The organism is Pedobacter sp. AC379, from assembly GCF_979258145.1.
The window spans coordinates 3,813,574-3,831,946 of sequence record NZ_OZ409839.1 but is presented as its reverse complement, the minus strand read 5'-3'; the positions used below and the strand labels follow the sequence as shown (position 1 = coordinate 3,831,946).

Genomic DNA, 18,373 nt, shown 5'->3' with positions numbered 1-18,373 from the left:
GCCCTGAAATAAATTCAGGGTGACGAGTGTATTAGGTAAATCGTCTTCCTGAACTTGTTTCAGGATCTTTTTGCTTTGAATGATTAATGGATTATAGGCCCTGAAATAAATTCAGGGTGACGCGTTTATTAGGTAAATCGTCTTCCTGAACTTGTTTCAGGATCTTTTTGCCACGAAATAAATTTAAAGATAATAGGCCCTGAAATAAATTCAGGGTGACGCATATTTTTCAGGGTTACGCGCGTGTTTTAGGGTGACGTATACTTTTGACGGTGACGCACGTATTAGATAAATCGTCCTCCTGAACTTGTTTCAGGATCTTTTTGCTACGAAATAAATTTATATGTAATTGGCCCTGAAATAAATTCAAATTCCACAGCGCTTCATTCGAAATAGTGAGTGCTGTCAGATGTATCTATCTGCTAGTAAATTTATTCTTACTAAGTTTCAGAAACATCCGACAGCACAAAATAGGAAAGATTTTTAAGCTTATTTAAGATTCTAAAAGCGACACGGCCTTATCATCAACAAACCAGGTTAATTTACCATCAATTGGGTTAATTAACTGAGAAGGGTAGGTATCTACATCTTTATGTTCATCGCCGATTACATGTTTCAATGCTTCAGCTTTGTTTTCGCCAAAAACTAAAAATGCCACATTATCAGCTTTATTAATTAAAGGTGCAGTAAAACTGATCCGGTAAGTATCCAATTTTTCTACATAAACAGAAGCGACATTTACTTCTTCATCTTTTACCAGTGTAGTATGAGGGAAGATAGAAGCGGTGTGTGCATCATCGCCCATGCCTAAAAGAATCAGATCGAAAACAATGTCTTCTCCGTTGAAATGCTTGTCAATCGCTTTTTTATATTCAATCGCTGCTTTTTCTGGAGCTAAAGTTGTATTTACATAAAAAATATTGTCTTCTTTAATTCCTAATGGATCTAAAATGGCTTTTTTTGCCATTAAACCATTATAATTATCATCATCTGCCTGAACATTGCGTTCATCTCCAAAGAAGAAATATACTTTTTCCCAATCAATTCTATGTTGACCTTCGGTAGCAAGTAAATGATAAAGTGCTTTAGGAGAACTACCGCCTGTTAAAACGAAATTAAAACGGTCGTTTTCTTCGATAGACATTTCTGCAATTTTAATTACATAATCCGCCAAATCCTGATTAAGTTCTTCTAACGTTTTATATATGAGTAGATTCATGTTGTAGTGATTAATAGTTAATAGTTCATGGCTAGAGAGTATCAGGCCATGAACCATCAACTTATTTATTCTTTATTCTTCAAAGGCAGGTTAAACCAATGGAAACCATCTCTTGCAATAAGTGCTTCTGCTTCTTCCGGTCCCCAGCTATCGGCAGGATAATTAGGGAAGTTGATTGATTTTTTGCTTTCCCAGGTATTTAAAATTGGCATTACCAACTCCCAGGCTGCTTCTACCTGATCGCCACGCATAAATAACGTTTGATCGCCCATCATCGCATCCAGTAACAAGGTTTCGTAAGCTTCAGGTGTATCACCTTCGTAAGTTCCTTTGTAATCGAAAACCATATCAACAGGATTTAGCACCATATCCAAACCTGGTCTTTTGGCCTGTACCTGCATACGGATACTCATTTCTGGCTGAATACTGATTACCAATCTGTTTTGCTGCCAGTTTTCGGTTACACCTGATGAGAAAATCTGATGTGGTACATCTCTAAACTGAATGGTAATTAATGATGAAGTTTGGTTTAAGCGTTTTCCTGTTCTCAAATAGAAAGGAATGCCCTGCCATCTCCAGTTATCGATATGAAATTTAACTGCTGCAAAAGTTTCGGTGTTGGAGTGAGGATCTACACCTTTTTCCTGGCGGTAGCCCGGAACTTCTTTGCCTTCTACCCAGCCTTTACTGTATTGGCCCCTAACGGTATGGAAACGGATATCTTCAGCAGAAAAAGGACGCATTGCTTTTAAAACCTCTACTTTACGGTTTCTGATTTCGTCGGCATCGAAGTTAATCGGAGCTTCCATTCCGATTAAACAGAGTAATTGCAACAGGTGATTCTGAATCATATCTCTTAACGCACCAGAACCCTCGTAATAGCCACCACGATCGCCTACGCCTAATTGTTCTGTTACCGAAATTTGAACGTGATCTATATACGATCTGTTCCATAAAGGCTCGAACAAGGCATTTGCAAAACGGAAAGCCATCATATTTTGAACGGTTTCTTTACCTAAATAATGATCGATACGGTAAATCTGTTTTTCAGTAAAAATGGTAGCCAATAAAGCATTAAGCTCTTTTGCCGATTCTAAATCATGGCCGAAAGGCTTTTCGATAACAATACGGCTGTTGTCTTCATCCTGGGTAAGTTTGTATTTTTGCAAGCATTCTGCAATAATAGGGAAGAAGTTAGGGGCAACTGCGAGGTAGAAAATTACCTGTGTACCTGCACCATATTCTTTTTGATATTTTTCTACAGCTGCTTTTAAATTTTCGAAGGTTTTTGGCTGCGCAAAATCAGTTGGGCAGTAATGCATTGTTTTTGTAAAATCGCCCCACTTATCTTTTTTTACTTTTCCACTGCGTGAAAACTGATTTACGGCATCTTCTAAGGCAGCTTTATAGCTATCGTCGGTAAATTCGGTTCTACCTGTACCAATAATGGCAAACTTATTTGGCATGTAACCCTCTATAAACAAATTATATAGGGCAGGTGCTAATTTTCTTTTGTTTAAATCACCTGTTCCACCAAATATTACAAAAATGGTAGGGTTTAATGCAGTTTTGCTTTTCATTTTATGTTGTTGTTCGTGAATCTATTAGGGTTATGATAATTTATTCCAGTCAGCATGGAAAACACCATCTTTATCAATACGCTCAAAAGTATGTGCGCCAAAGAAATCTCTTTGTGCCTGGATTAAATTAGAAGGCATGCGGCCTGTGGTAATGGTATCGAAATAGGTTAGGGTTGATGCAAATGCAGGAATACCTAAGCCAGAACTGATACAGGCACCGATTGTTTTGCGTGTGCCGCTTAATGTTCCTTTAATGATGTTTTGAATACCAGCATCACCGAATAAATGTTCTAATGAATTGTTTTTCTCGTAAGCCTGATAAATATCTTCTAAAAATTTGGCCCTGATGATACAGCCACCACGCCAGATTTTTGCAATTTCCTGTAACTGTAAATCGTATTTATATTCTTTTGAAGCCTGAACCAATAAGTGCATACCCTGCGCATAGGCACTGATCATAGCAAAGTAAAACGCATCTTCAAGTTCTTCAATGGTAACTGCTATCTGGGTATCTTTTTTGCCAAAAGCCTCTTCTAAAGAAACCCTTAATTGTTTAAACTTGGATAAATCGCGGTTTGAAACAGCCTCGTTAATGGTTGGAATTGGCAATTGAAGTTCCATTGAAACCTCTGAGGTCCATTTTCCGGTACCTTTTGAGCGGGCTTCATCTTTAATCTGATCTAAAAGATCATTTTGAGTTTCTGCATCTTTAAAAACAAAAATTTCAGCAGTAATTTCTAATAAGAAAGATTGCAACCTGCCTTCGTTCCATTTTTTAAATACTTTGTATATATCATCGTTGGAATAGCCTAAACCATTTTTCAGGATTCCATAAACCTCGGCAATGAGTTCCATAATGGCATATTCAATTCCATTATGTACCATTTTAACAAAGTGACCGGAAGCACCCGGGCCAATGTAGGTTACGCAAGGATCGGTTCCAACTTTTGCTGCTACCGCATCAAAAACATCTTTTACTACATTGTAAGCTTGTTTATCGCCACCTGGCATCATACTCGGACCAAAACGTGCGCCTTCTTCACCTCCAGAAATACCCATGCCGAAGAAATGCAAACCATCTTTCTCCAGTTCATCAACGCGGCGGTTGGTGTCGGTAAAATGAGAGTTACCGCTATCAATGATAATATCGCCTTTGCTTAACAATGGTTTTAATTCTGCAATAACACTATCAACAATTGGTCCGGCAGGCACCAGTAAAATCAGTGTACGTGGCGTTTGCAAGCTTGCAATAAAAGTTTCAATATCATCAAATCCTTCCAGATTGTGCGTTTTGCCTTCTTCTTCAAGTTTCGAGATCATTTTTCTGTCTTTATCGTAACCTGTTACAGAGAAGCCTTTATCAGCCATGTTTAACAATAAGTTTCGGCCCATTGTGCCTAAACCGATCATTCCCAATTTATATTTTTTTGAATCGTTACTTGCCATTTTTTATTTTTTAGGTTGCACCCAAAATTAGGGTTTACAAATTAATATTGCAGATATTGTTGTTAAAAGATTGTAATAAAGATCAATTATTTTTCAGGCTCAACAGTGAAGATGTTGTACTTATCGGCCAGTTTCCAAAGCTTGGCACCACCTTTAATTCCATCTCTGTTGGTTACAATTCTAATATTGCTTTCCAGTTTAAAATCTATCTGTTTAGAATTACCGCCACCTATATATAAGGTATCGTAATTAAAAACTGTTTTGTAGATTTCGATTACTTTTTTAAGCCTTTTATTCCAACGTTCTGAACCGATTTTTTCGAAAGCTTTATTGCCTATATAATCATCGTAATCTTCATCCTTATTAATTGGCAAGTGTGCCAGTTCTAAATGTGGCAACAATTCTCCATCAAACAACAATGCAGTACCAAAACCGGTACCCACTGTAAACACAATTTCAAAACCTTTACCTTCTACAACGCCCAAACCTTGCTGATCGGCATCATTTACCAGCCGTACCGATTTGCCCAGTTCGTTGGCCACGCGTTGGGCAAGGTCTACATCAGCCCATTTATTTTTAGCCAGGTTTGGAGCGGTTTTAACTATTCCGTTTTTTACATAGCCAGGAAAACCGATTGAAACACGGTTGTAGGTGTTCGGAAAGGGGGCAATTAGTTCAACAATACCAGAAACAATGTCTTTAGGTGTAGCTTCGGGCGGAGTTTTACTTTTTATATATTCGGTAAGCATGTTTCCGCTTTCATCCAAAAGAACCGTTTTAATGCTTGTGCCGCCAATATCGATTGATAATATATTGTTTTCAGCTTTTTTCTTTTCAGCCATAGTAGTGTATTTATAATTTCGAAGTTCTACAAATAAATTAAAACGACAAACATTAAATCACTATCGAAGTAATTTATGTGTAATAATATATTCTATAAAATCTATGTATTTAATAGAATATATTTAAGTTTGTTCCGTTAAACTAAAATTAGACCAAAGTTGTTATGACGGTAAATTACCTTGCATTCGCTATTCCGGCGTTTTTTATTTTTGTATTTATAGAGTTTAAAATAGCCCGGCATCAAAAAAGGGCAGAGGTATTTAAATATGAAAGTACGGTAGCAAATTTTAGTGTAGGGATTGCCGAGAGGTTGTTGAATTTATTTATTGCAGCCAGTTTTTATCAGATTTATAACTGGGTTTACACCAATTATGCCATTTTTGATATCAGCACCAAATGGTACGTATGGATATTGCTATTGTTGGCTACAGATTTGGTTTGGTATTGGTACCACAGGTTGGGGCATGAAATTAACTTTTTATGGGCAGCACATATTGTGCATCACCAAAGTGAGGAATTTAATTTATCGGCAGCAGCAAGAATCACCACTATCCAGGCTATTTTTCGGAATGTATTCTGGTGTATTCTTCCATTGATCGGCTTTCATCCGAATATGATTATTGCCATACTATTGGCACATGGAGCCTATTCTTTTTTTACCCATACCCAATTGATTGGGAAGCTGGGCTGGTTGGAAAACATACTGATTACACCTTCCTTACATGGCGTTCATCATGCTTCTGATGAGAAATACCTGGATAAAAATTATGGAGATGTTTTTGTGTTTTGGGATAAGCTTTTTGGTACTTTTCAAAAGGAAGAAGAAGCTCCGAAATATGGTTTAACACATCCCATTAAAAGTTATAGTTTTTTATGGCAGCATTTTCATTATTACCTCGAAATTGCAGAGGCTTACAAGCGTGCGAATGGTTTTAAAGCAAAATGGGATGCCGTTTTTGGTAGTCCGGCTTTGATGGATCAGAATATCCGGCCAATTTTAGAAGCGCGCTATTATCAGAACAAAAAGCAGGAAGTGGCCAAACCTAAATTTAAAATTTACTTAAATATCCAGCTGTTTATTGTGGTGGCCATGCTTACTACAGCAACTTTATTTTATGGCTTTTTAACACCAGTAAACAAGGTTGCGATCCTTATATTTATTTTGGTTACGCTTATAAATATAGGCGCACTGTTAGAGCAGCGCAAATGGATTTATTACCTGGAATGTTTCAGGCTGATCTTAATATTTGGCTTCTTTTTTTACACTTATAATCTACTTGGTTTTTTAATATTTCCCGTTATTATTTTAATTACACTTGAGCGGGCATTCTCTTTACGTAAACTTTACATGAAACATGTTTTTGAGTATGTAAAAGCCCGTTAGTGTTATTTCTTTAGCTTTCGATTTTAATTTATACATTATTGTTACAAGATGCTGTTTCGTTTTGTTGCATTATATAGATGCGTATTTATTTGATGTGTAATGAAATTATTACGCGTGTTGGTTAGCTTAACTTATATTGATGCATTGAGATCAAATTTATTGCTTTAAACACTCTTATTTGGCTGATTTCTATTTAATCCTTTTCAAAATATCTTTTCCGGATTTTCTTCAATCATCTTTAATTCTGTCTTTTTAATCATTCAGTTATTGAATGTTTGCTGTTCGTGTGTTTTATTGTTTTTTGTTTCGATTTGTTTTTATAATTTTATATAACGAAACTTATAATAAGTAAAATTAAACTAAACGCAACATTTTAGTGAGGCTTTTAATACATTAATATTTACTTAACATAGTTTTAACATAAACAGACTTACTTTGCCCGCAAATCCGGTCGAAATAAATCGAAATTATGAACCCTATTACTAACCGGATATATAAATAATTATGATTAAAAATTTTACTCAACAGATTTCGTGGTATCAGTGCGTTCTGCATGTAAAGAAAAGCAATCCCGATAGCTTTAAAACAATTACCCCTTTTTTTAAAGGTAGGCTAAAACGCTTTAGTATTTTAGTGTTTGCATTGGTATTACAATTGGTTTGCATAAACCAAGGTTTTGCACAAACGCCAACCCAAAAAATTGTTATTAAAGGTACTGTGTTAGATGATGCGGATGGACAGGTGTTAATTGGTACTACCATCACCGATAACAATAAGAAGTTTTTGGCAGTAACAAATGAGAAAGGAAATTACTCAATCAGTGTTGCTAAGGGAACAACCATTTTGTACAATATGGTGGGTTATAAAACTTTAGCTAAACTTTTTAATAACAACGATAATGATGCTGTGGTAAGGTTACAATCTTCTACAAGTGCTTTAAATGATGTTGTGGTTACGGCCCTTGGTATTAAACGTTCTGAACGGGCACTGGGTTACTCAGTTGCAGTTTTAGATAGTTCTGCATTTACCAATGCGGTTTCTACCAACTGGACTGATGCTTTATCGGGTAAAGTTGCAGGCTTAAACCTGGTTCGTAACAGCGGTTTGGCTGCATCCAATAAAATTATCCTTCGGGGAGAAAATAATTTAACCGGCGATAACGAAGCGCTCATTGTAATTGATGGTGTAGTTGCCAGTAGCAGTGCTAAACGTACAGCCGGAACAGGTGGAGGCGTTTATGGTACATCAGGAGATATTCTGCCTACAGATTTTGGAAGCGCGCTGAATGATTTAAGTCCAGACGATATTGAGAATGTAACCGTATTAAAAGGACCTGCGGCATCTGCACTATATGGCCAGCGTGGAGCAAATGGAGCCATTGTAATTACCACTAAATCTGCTGGCAGCAGCAAAAAAAAGTTTAACATTACGTTTACTTCCAATACAGCATTTGAGCAAATTAACAGAGGTCCGGATATTCAGCAAGAGTATGGAGCAGGCGTAAGTGGTGCAAGCTATTACAGTTTTGGAACCAATGCCGATGGTGCCGATACCCATGCAACTAGTTCTACCTACGGACCGAGGTTTGATGGCACGAGCATGTTTTTTCAATATGATCCAACTACACAAAAAGGGGGCACCACCCGTACACCTTGGGTGGCTTATCCAAATGCTTTGGATGCGTTTTTCAAAACAGGTGTCGAAACTACCAATTCTGTAACATTAGATGGAAACGCTGGAAAAGTAGGGTTACGTTTTACTGCAAACCATGGCAACAATGATTGGATTGTTCCCAATACAAATTTAGAGCGTACTTCCCTTGCGCTATCTGGAAATAGTAACATAACCAAAAAACTAAACATTGTTTTTAAAGCCAACTACAATAATAGGCATAGTGATAATTTACCAGCAACCGGTTATGGTAATCAATCGTTAATGTATTGGTTTATGTTTGCGCATCCAAACATGAATTTGGATTGGTTTAAGAACTATTGGGTAGCCGGACAGGAAGGTCGGAAATTTGTTGATTTAACATCCAGCTTTCCAGAAGGTCCTTATGCAATTTCTGAACAATATTTAAACGGACAGAGAAGAAATGGTATTTTGGGTAATATCCAGGCGACTTACAAGTTTACCAATGATTTAAGTTTACTTGTGCGTTCTTCTATTGATTATAATCATGATATCCGCGAAACTAAGCGTCCGTGGGATGCTGCAGGAGCGAAATTTGCTCAGGGATCTTTTCGTGTTCAGGATATAAATTCTTATGAAGTAAATGCCGACTTTTTATTAAGATACAATAAAGATTTATCTAAGGATTTAAAACTTTCTGCTTCAGTAGGTGGTAGCCAATTGAGAAATCGATACAACAAATCAGAATTGCGTGCTGATGGATTGGTTGTTCCGGGAGATTACAGGTTAGAAAACAATCAAAATCCACTGATTTCTGTTCCGGATACTGCCCGTTTTAACATTAACAGTTTGTACGGTACAATGTCGCTTTCACTAAAAAATTATTTGTTTTTGGATTTGACAGGCAGACAGGATTGGAACAGTACTTTGGCATCTCCGTTACGTACCGATAATGTGGGTTTCTTCTATCCATCTGCAAGTTTATCTTTCATTGCTTCCGATTTTTGGCAAATGCCTTCACAAATTAGCTATTTTAAACTTCGCGGATCAATTGCTCAGGTGGGTAGTGGAGGTACAACACCATACCGAACTGCATATAACTATACCCTTGCCGCAAACGGAATTTATCCTGGCGGTGCAATGACAAACCCAAGTGTACTCCCAAACAATAACTTAAAGCCATTATCTACCACAACAATTGAAGTGGGTGCGGAATTAAAATTGTTTAAAAACAGATTGAATTTTGATTTTGCCGCTTATACCGGAAATACAAAAAATCAGATATTAAGTCGCTCAATTGATCGTGCAACTGGTTATTCTATTGCCGTATTCAATGCAGGACGAGTAGATAACAAAGGTTTGGAAATGTCATTAAACGCAATACCATTGCAAACCAGATCATTTAAATGGACGGTTAACGGAACTTTTTCAGCAAACAGAAACACCATTAAAGAACTTGCAGATAGCTCAGTGATATTGCGTACCGGCCCAATTGGAGGTACTCAAATCGTAGCCAATGTAGGAGGTAGTTTAGGCGATATTTATGGTTTTGGCCTAAAGCGTTCACCTGATGGACAAGTAATATTCGACAATACGGGTAAAGCCATTCCAGATCAAACCCAGTTAAAATACCTGGGTAATACTATGCCTAAATTCAGATTTAGCTTTGGTACTGGTGTAACTTATAAAGGCTTTGCTGCCAATGTTTTATTTGATGCACAACTTGGTGCTTTTGCCCATTCTTTAACCTTTGCAAGAATGGCCGGCCTTGGTAAATTGAAATTAACCTTACCGGGAAGGTACGGCGGTTTAATCGGGGATGGTGTAATGTTAAATCCTGATGGTGTTACTTATAGTCCTAATACCACAGTTGCAACTGATGTGGGTGCATTTTATGAAGCCATGTACGGCTCAACCAATGCAGAAGGAAGTACATTTAGAACAGATTATTTAAAATTCAGAGAGGCTAATATTAATTATACATTCTCAAAAAGATTGGTTTCTAGCTTAGGCCTGAGCAGGATAACCATAGGCGTGTATGGCCGTAACCTGTACACCTGGTCGCCATGGCCTGCCTTCGATCCGGAGTTTGGTACACTGTCGGGCAACGATATTGTACAAGGTTTTGAGGTAGGACAACTGCCATCAACCAGAACTTTTGGTGCACGTTTAGTAGTGGGTATAAACTAATAAGAAAATGAAAAAGATTAAAAATATTACAGGTTATGCTTTCTTACTGGTGATGGGGACTTCATTTTTCTCCTGCAAGAAAGATTTCGATAAAATTAATACCGATCCAATAGGTGTGCCAGAAGTTACCGCAGATAAATTGCTGGCACCTACGTTAACCAATGTGTTGAGTGCAAACTTAATCCGCAACAGAACCATTAACAATGAACTGATGCAGGTTACGGTTTCTACATTGGATGAGGTACTGGAAGGTAGGATCTACCGCTATGATATCAGAAGACAATTATCTGACGCAATGTGGAATTCATGGTATTCTGAATTGACTAACATTAAAGATATCAATACAATTGCCAGTAAACCAGGTGCGATTAATACTTCCTATCAGGGAATTTCGAGAATTGCAGAAGCATGGACAATGCAATTGCTAACCGATACTTACGGAGATGTACCTTACACCCAGGCAAATCAAGGTAGAGATGGAGTGCTGGAGCCAGCATTCGATAAGCAAAAAGATATTTATGCATCACTATTAAGCAAACTGGAAGAAGCCAATACATTGCTAACAGCGGGGCAGAAAATTGAAGCAAGCAGTGATCCGGTATTTAACGGAGATATTAGTAAATGGCGCAGATTTGGAAATTCGCTGTACTTAAGGCTGCTGTTACGTATTTCTGGCAAGGCAGAAGCAAGTGCTCAGGCCATTGCAAAAATTAAAGAAATTGTTGATACCAACCCTGCCAAGTATCCAATAATGACTGACAATACACATACCGCTAAAATTCTTTGGAATGGTACAAATAGCAGTACTGCGGTTTATTCGTCTCCATTTATGGTAAACGTTAGGCCAGCGGATTTCAGGGGTTCGGCCATTGTTGATTTTTTTATGAATAACCTTACCAGTTGGAACGATCCAAGGATAGATCCAAATCTTGGAAAAAATGGGGTAAACAGGTGGAGCATAGCTGCTGGTCCGGCAGGATATATTGGTGTACAGAGTGCTTATCCAATAGGTAGCGGGGCACCGGCAAAACAAGCTTACTTTTATTCAGATGCACAGTCGGGTAACCCCACAAGTTTACAAACAGATGCATCAACAGGTGTGATAATGAACGTGGCTGAAGTTGATTTTATTTTAGCTGAAGCAGCTGCCAAAGGTTGGATTAATGGAACGGGTGAAAATTATTATTATAAAGGTGTAGCCGATGGAATTAATTATTGGTTGCCAACTTTATATGCAAACAGTAATGATGCAGCTGTAAGAAATTATGCTTTAAAAGGTGATTTTAGCTGGAATAATGCATTGCCATTGGATAGTAAAACAACAGGTGCAAACAGCAAACTCGAACAAATTCACTTACAAAAATATTATGCACTTTTTTTGGTTGATTTTCAGCAATGGTTCGAATATAGAAGAACAGGCCATCCGTTGCTTCCGAAAGGATCAAGTTTATTAAATGGAGGCAAAATGCCGGTTCGTTTATACTATCCTATACTTGCACAATCAACCAACCCTACCAACTATAAAAACGTTTTGGCCGCTCAAGGTCCGGATGATGTAAACACTTTAATGTGGTGGCAAAAACCTTAAATATTATTGACGATGAAAAATAAATTAAAATATTTTTTCTTGCTTGCAATTCTTGTAGTTGTTTACGCAAGTTGTAAAAGAGATGACGACTATAAATATAAATTTTCTGAAAGTGGTTTCATTTCTAACTTTGATTTAAGGAGATACTATAAAGGCTCGGATCTTTCACTTAATCCAGATGCTATAGGTGGTGCCACAAGCATAAGAGGTGTGGTGGTTTCTGATTTTAGATCGGGCAATTCGGTAACAGGATTAATTGCTTTGCAAAACAGCCGCATTAACGGTACTGCAGATTCGCTTAGAGGGATTTCATTCAATATCGGAAATGCTGCCTCAAATTATATCCCAGGTGATTCTTTGCACATTAAATTGGATGGAGGAGTATTAAAAAGGGTTGATGGAATTCTACAGATCACTGGTTTAACGGGTTCGGCGATAACCAAAGTGGCATCAGGAAGAACAATTAAATTACAGGCGGCAAATACGAGTGCTATCTTAGCCAATCCAGATCGTTATGAAAGTACGCTGGTTGCAATTAACAATGCGGTTTATGATCCGGAACCTGCAAGCGATGTGGTATATTCTGGAGATAAAATATTAAACGACGGTTTCGGCCTGGCAACATTGCGTACCAGTACCAATGCAACTTTCGCCAATGCAATTGTACAACCTTCAGGAAATTTTACAGGCATTGTTTACGTTACAGGAACAGGAACTTCGAAGAAGATCGAATACCGGATGCGAACTGTTGATGACTTCTTTTACGTTCCTATGCCTAAACTATCACCAGCAATTATTTCGGGCTTCGATGTAGATCCAAATGGTACGGATGGTAATTATGAATATATTCAGTTTTTAGCTACAAGGGATATTGATTTTGCAGTAACTCCATTCTCAGCGTATACGAGTAATAATGCCGGTGCAGCTTCTTTCCCTACGTTAGGATGGAATACAGGCGGCGTAAGAACCTACAAGTTTAACCTCATTTCCGGAACCGTAAAAAAAGGTGAGTTTTTCTATGTTGGAGGCGCAGGTCAACGTATTAATGGCTCAGCCTCAACAGTTATACCTGCTTCAAAATGGATAGCCAGTTTAGATTATAGCGTGTTAGCAGGTGCTAATGGTATTGGCGATAAAACAGGTAACCTGTTGGCCAATAGCGGTAATGTTGCCGGTATCGCATTATTTGAAGGTACAAATGTAACTCCAGCTTCAACACCTTTAGATGTTATCTTTTATGGAGGCGATAAAGGAAGTTTTTATACTGCCGGTCCGCCAGAGTATGGATTGAGGATTACCATTACCGATAAATTTGCCACCTATGCAGGAAAAGTTCCTCAGGAGTATTACGGAAAAGGAACCAATGATGTTTCTAAACGTTTTGCTGGTTTTCCAACAGCAACAAGTTTTGCAAAATTAGGAGGCGTTTACAAAGCCACCAAAGGCGGCTGGGAATCGGTTAGAACTATGACAAGCGTTCCTTTAACCAATACTTCTGTACTCAGTGCAATCGAAACAGGTGGCGTTACCACTTTAATAGATAAGTAAAAACAGTGAGAGGGCCAGCAAGTACTGGCCTTCTTTATATTATAGAATTTAATACGATGATTTAATATCCTTAAAAAATCATGAACAGAAGATCATTCATACAAAAATCTACTTTATTAACCTCAACAATCTTCATCAGCTTAAAATCTTTTCCATCATCCTTATTTTCTGTTGATGGATTGGTAAGCGGAACCGTAACCAGTAAAGGTAAAGCTGTAGCTGGTGTGGTAATTTCGGATGGCTATAGTGTAGTACAAACAGATAAAAGCGGCAATTATCAAATCCAATTGCATGAACTTGCCCGTTTTGTTTGGATCAGTACACCATCTGGTTACGAATTTAAAACAGAAAGCAGTATAGCACGTCATTATTATAAACCAGATACAGCTGGCAAATTAAACTTCGACCTTAAACCTTTAAAACAGAACGATAATAAACACAATTTTATCATTTGGGCAGATCCGCAGGTGAAGAACAAAAAAGATGTTCAGCAGATGATGGAAACTTCTGTTCCCGATACAAGAGAAGTGGTAAAAAGTATGGGTAAAACACCAGTCCATGGAATTGGTGTTGGCGATTTAGTTTGGGATAATTTCGACCTTTTTCCTGCATACGATGAAGCCATTGCTAATATCGGAATCCCGTTTTTCCAGGCATTGGGAAACCACGATCAGGATTACAGACAAGGGGGAGATGATACCTCAGATCGTACCTTTCAGGCGCATTACGGACCAACATATTATTCTTTCAATAGGGGGAAAGCCCATTACGTTGTTTTAGATGATGTTCGTTATTTGGGTGTAGAAAGAACTTACGATGGTTACATTACCCCAACGCAACTCGAATGGCTGGCGAAAGATCTTCAGTTGGTGCCAAAAGATTCATTATTGATCATTTGTCTGCACATTCCGGTGCACAATTCGGTTAAAAATAATGAAGATTTTTATGCAGTATTAAAAGATTTTAAAAACGTTCACATTATGTCGGGCCATACACATTTTAATAAAAATGTAATCAAAAACGGCATTTATGAACATAATCACGGAACTGTTTGTGGTGGCTGGTGGACAGGCCCAATTTGTGAGGATGGAACGCCTCGAGGTTATGGTGTTTATGAAGTAGACGGTACCAATTTAAAATGGTATTATAAATCAACAGGCAGAAACCGTAAAGAACAGCTTGATATTTATGTAGATACACTTACCAATCAGAAGAGATTAATTGCCAATGTTTGGAATTATGATCCCGAATGGAAAGTAGAATATTACTTGGATGGTAAAGCAATGGGTGTGTTGGCACAAACAGATGGGTATGATCCGTTAGCGGTTAAACTATATAAAGGAGATAAATTACCAAATCCACGGCCATTTGTAGAGCCCAGGTCTACTGATCATTTATTCATAGCACATTTCGAACCATCAGTAAAAAAAGTTAAAGTTGTGGCTACCGATCGCTTCGGAGAAAAATTTGAAGCTGAAATTAAAGCTTAATCCATTCTAAATATGAAACTTAAAACAACAACAATTTTTATCTTATTTTCTGCATTTGCAGCTAAATCATTTAGTCAGGAAGTTAAATTCCCTGCTTTTAGTGCAGAAGCGCACCGTGGAGGAAGAGGACTAATGCCCGAAAATACAATTTTGGCAATGTTAAATGCCATGAAAATTGATGGCATTACCACACTTGAAATGGATACTCATATTTCAAAAGATGGTAAAGTAGTGGTTACCCATGATGATTATTTAAGTCCTGCATTTATGCTAAGCCCTGATGGTAAAGATATCCCAACAACAGATGCGAAGAAATATCCCATTTTTGGAATGGACTATGCTGAAATTAAGAAATTCGATATCGGCACAAAGTATTATGATTTGTTTCCTCAGCAGAAAAAAGAAAAAACGCATCTTTCATTATTAGCTGATTTAATTGATGCCGTTCAGCAGGATATAAAAGCCAATAAAAGGAAGCAGTTCTTTTATAATATCGAAACCAAATGCAGCGAAAGCGGTGATGGAATTACCAACCCTAAACCTGAAGAATTTGTTAAGCTTTTAATGGAAGTAATAATTAAGAAAAAGGTAACTGATTTTGTTGTAATCCAATCTTTCGATAAAAGAACAATACAGATCATCCATGAAAAGTATCCAAAAATGAAAACATCTTTTTTGGTGGCCAATAAAAAAACATATGAAGAAAATATTGCTGATTTGGGTTATAAGCCATTTATTTTAAGCCCGTTATGGCAAATGGTAAATGAAGAATTGGTGAAAAAAGCACATGCTGATGGTGTAAAAATTATTCCCTGGACAGCAAATACTTTAGCTGATATTCAAAAATTAAAAGCTTTAAATGTTGATGGTATTATTTCTGACTATCCGGATATTTTAGTGCAGGCAAAATAGTATTTTAGTCCCTAATAACTAAATATAATATGAAAGCACACTTTAAAAGGCTATTACTAGCTGCCTGTACATTATTACTGCTTAATTTAACAGGATTACAAGCGCAGGAGGTTAAATGGGACAGTACTTACCGACCAGGGAAATATGTAGAACTGGTTGCAAAATTTAAAGCTGATCCTGCATCAAAGAAAGATTTCATCTTTTTAGGCAATAGCATTACAGCCGGTACCGATTGGGCCAAACTTTTGGATCTTCCGCAAGCAAAAAACAGGGGAATATCAGGCGACATTACTTTTGGCGTTTTAGAGCGCCTGCAAGATGTGATAGATGGTAAACCGGCAAAAGTTTTTATTTTAATTGGAATAAATGATGTTTCGAGGAATATTCCCGATAGTGTAATTTTAAGAAATTATAAAACCATCATTGCCCGGATTAGGAAAGGATCGAAAAAAACACACATTTATTTTAACACACTTTTACCTGTGAACAGTGCTTTCGAAAAATTTAAAAATCATTATGGTAAAGACGAACATATTCTTTGGTTAAATGATGAAATCAGAAAATTTGCGGCTAAAAATGTTACCGTTATTGATTTGTATCCAAATTTCACCGATCAGGACAAGCATTTAAGGGCAGAACTCACTAAAGATGGTTTGCACCTTATTCCGGCTGGATACCAGGTTTGGGCAGATTTTCTTAAAAAAACTGGTTATTTAACTGAGAAATAATATGATTTGGAAAGAAGTCAAGTTTCAAAAACTTGACTTCTTAGGAGTTAAATAGAAAGGTTTTGGCCAAGAAACTGCACTTTTTCTTTATCAATATTTTCTAAGCTAGGTACACCACCTAGCTTTTTTATTTTCGAATATTGCAATATGTATCTTTCTGTTTCTAAATTTTCATCGCCATTAAAAATAATGCCTTTAATAGGAATTTGATATTGTTTAAGCAGATTAATTGATAAAAGCGTATGGTTAATGCTGCCTAAATAATTTTGAGAAACCAATATCACTTCTACATTCAGTTTTTTAATTAGGTCAACAATCAATTCATGTTCATTTAACGGAACCATTAAACCTCCGGCACCTTCAATAATTAAATTATTATCGGTTTCAGGAATGTTGATGTTGTTGAGGTCGATTTCAATGCCATCCAATTTTGCTGATAAATGGGGGATAAAGGCTGGTTCAGTCTATAACTTTCTGGATGGATAACCGTTTTGCTGTTGCTGATTAAATTTTCGATAGTTAGACTGTCGCTTGTTTCTAAGTCTCCAGATTGGATCGGTTTCCAATAATCTGCTTTTAATTTTTCAGTTAAAATGGCGCTGATTAAAGTTTTTCCAATTCCTGTTCCTATTCCTGTTATAAAATATTTAGCCATTTAATTTAATGCTTTAAGGTGATTAACCAACGAAATAATTTCTTCATCGGTATTAAAAGTGTGCAGGCAAATCCTTAATCTTTCTTTTCCTACTGCCACGGTTGGGCTTAATATTGCCCTTACATCAAAACCCTGGTTTTGCAATGTAGTTGCAGCCATTTTTGTGGCTTCATTGGTTTCGAATAAAACCCCCTGGATAGTGCTTTCGCTGTCAAGGGTATTAATATTCAGTTCTCTTACGGTTTTCCTGAACAAGGCAATTTTTTGATGAACCAACTCATGATCAATTTTCGGTAATAACTGATAGGCAGATTTTATCGCTACAATATTATGAACAGGTGCTGCGGTAGTGTAAATAAATGATCTTGCGTAATTAATCAGGTATTGGCGCAAATTTTTACTCCCTAAAATAATTGCTCCGTGTGTACCCATGGCTTTTCCGAAAGTTACAATGCGTGCAAAAACCTGACCGGTCAAATTAAGCTGATTGATTAATCCGCTTCCGTTTTTACCGAATATACCTGTAGCATGAGCTTCATCCACAATCAGATTTGCATTGTAAAGCTTACAAAGATTCGATATTTCAATCAAAGGGGCAAAATCACCATCCATGGAATAAACACTTTCTACCACCACAAAAATATTTCCCCTGGCAAGTTTCAGTTTGCTTTCTAGATCATTTATATCGTTATGAAGAAATTTGTATCGTGTGGCATAACTTAATCTACAGCCATCTATAATACTTGCATGGATCAGCTCATCTGTAATAATAGTATCACCACGTTGTGGAACAGATGATAGGAGCCCCACATTTGCATCGTATCCCGAATTGAAAATCAATCCGCTTTCAGATTGATGAAAATCGGCAATAAATTGCTCAGTTTCTTCTATAAACTTGGTATTTCCGCTTAAAAGGCGCGAGCCACCTGCACCACTTAGGTAATTTGGTAGTTTACTTAATGTTAGATCGATCAAATCTTTTAATTCGACAGACCTGGCAAAACCGAGATAATCATTAGAACAAAAATCAAAAGGAGGGAAGTTCGTTGATAAATTTCTGATGGAAAAATTATCTTTTCGCTCCTGAAGTTTGCCATTAAGAAATTGCTCTATTTTGCTCATCGGTCAAAAGTAAAAAAAGCGTCCCGAATAATCGGA

12 protein-coding genes and 1 pseudogene are annotated in these 18,373 nt (G+C 37.1%); 7 read left to right on the top strand and 6 right to left on the bottom strand.

From position 1 onward, the window contains the following. Positions 1–493 precede the first annotated feature (493 nt). From pgl to ACZZZW_RS16720, 4 genes are all read right to left on the bottom strand, one after another. Positions 494–1,219, bottom strand: coding sequence for a 6-phosphogluconolactonase (pgl, locus tag ACZZZW_RS16735; RefSeq protein WP_463495102.1), 726 nt, complete (start codon positions 1,217–1,219; stop codon positions 494–496). Positions 1,220–1,284: 65 nt separating this feature from the next. Beyond that, on the bottom strand, positions 1,285–2,799 hold the full coding sequence (zwf, locus tag ACZZZW_RS16730; protein WP_463495100.1) for a glucose-6-phosphate dehydrogenase: 1,515 nt from the start codon (positions 2,797–2,799) through the stop codon (positions 1,285–1,287). A 30-nt stretch (positions 2,800–2,829) separates the two neighbouring features. Further along, entirely contained in the window at positions 2,830–4,245 is a 1,416-nt protein-coding gene (gene gndA, locus ACZZZW_RS16725) for an NADP-dependent phosphogluconate dehydrogenase (RefSeq protein ID WP_055913471.1), read from the bottom strand. Positions 4,246–4,331: 86 nt separating this feature from the next. After that, complete coding sequence (locus ACZZZW_RS16720) at positions 4,332–5,087, bottom strand: ROK family protein (protein ID WP_055913474.1); 756 nt, start codon at positions 5,085–5,087, stop codon at positions 4,332–4,334. A gap of 164 nt (positions 5,088–5,251) precedes the next feature. Here ACZZZW_RS16720 and ACZZZW_RS16715 point away from each other — a divergent pair, with 164 nt between their 5' ends. The 7 genes from ACZZZW_RS16715 (at position 5,252) to ACZZZW_RS16685 (ending at position 16,560) form a co-directional block, all read left to right on the top strand. Beyond that, positions 5,252–6,472 (top strand): sterol desaturase family protein, encoded by a 1,221-nt coding sequence (locus ACZZZW_RS16715; protein ID WP_463495097.1) that lies wholly within the window; start codon positions 5,252–5,254, stop codon positions 6,470–6,472. 504 nt (positions 6,473–6,976) lie between these two features. Beyond that, positions 6,977–10,294 carry a SusC/RagA family TonB-linked outer membrane protein gene (locus ACZZZW_RS16710; protein WP_463495095.1) on the top strand — a complete coding sequence of 1,106 codons (3,318 nt, stop codon included), beginning with the start codon at positions 6,977–6,979 and terminating at the stop codon, positions 10,292–10,294. A gap of 7 nt (positions 10,295–10,301) precedes the next feature. Next, entirely contained in the window at positions 10,302–11,882 is a 1,581-nt protein-coding gene (locus ACZZZW_RS16705) for a SusD/RagB family nutrient-binding outer membrane lipoprotein (RefSeq protein WP_055913480.1), read from the top strand. Positions 11,883–11,894: 12 nt separating this feature from the next. Further along, complete coding sequence (locus tag ACZZZW_RS16700) at positions 11,895–13,430, top strand: DUF5689 domain-containing protein (RefSeq protein ID WP_463495093.1); 1,536 nt, start codon at positions 11,895–11,897, stop codon at positions 13,428–13,430. A gap of 80 nt (positions 13,431–13,510) precedes the next feature. Then, the gene (locus tag ACZZZW_RS16695) at positions 13,511–14,920 is read left to right on the top strand and encodes a calcineurin-like phosphoesterase C-terminal domain-containing protein (RefSeq protein ID WP_463495091.1); all 1,410 of its coding nucleotides are present in this window, start codon (positions 13,511–13,513) and stop codon (positions 14,918–14,920) included. Positions 14,921–14,932: 12 nt separating this feature from the next. Beyond that, positions 14,933–15,832 carry a glycerophosphodiester phosphodiesterase family protein gene (locus ACZZZW_RS16690; protein WP_055913488.1) on the top strand — a complete coding sequence of 300 codons (900 nt, stop codon included), beginning with the start codon at positions 14,933–14,935 and terminating at the stop codon, positions 15,830–15,832. Between the two features lie 29 nt (positions 15,833–15,861). Next, complete coding sequence (locus ACZZZW_RS16685; RefSeq protein WP_055913490.1) at positions 15,862–16,560, top strand: GDSL-type esterase/lipase family protein; 699 nt, start codon at positions 15,862–15,864, stop codon at positions 16,558–16,560. Between the two features lie 47 nt (positions 16,561–16,607). Here ACZZZW_RS16685 and bioD read toward each other — a convergent pair. After that, a pseudogene (gene bioD / locus ACZZZW_RS16680) lies at positions 16,608–17,215 on the bottom strand (dethiobiotin synthase). After that, positions 17,216–18,337, bottom strand: coding sequence for an aminotransferase class I/II-fold pyridoxal phosphate-dependent enzyme (locus ACZZZW_RS16675; protein WP_463495088.1), 1,122 nt, complete (start codon positions 18,335–18,337; stop codon positions 17,216–17,218). Positions 18,338–18,373: the final 36 nt, after the last annotated feature.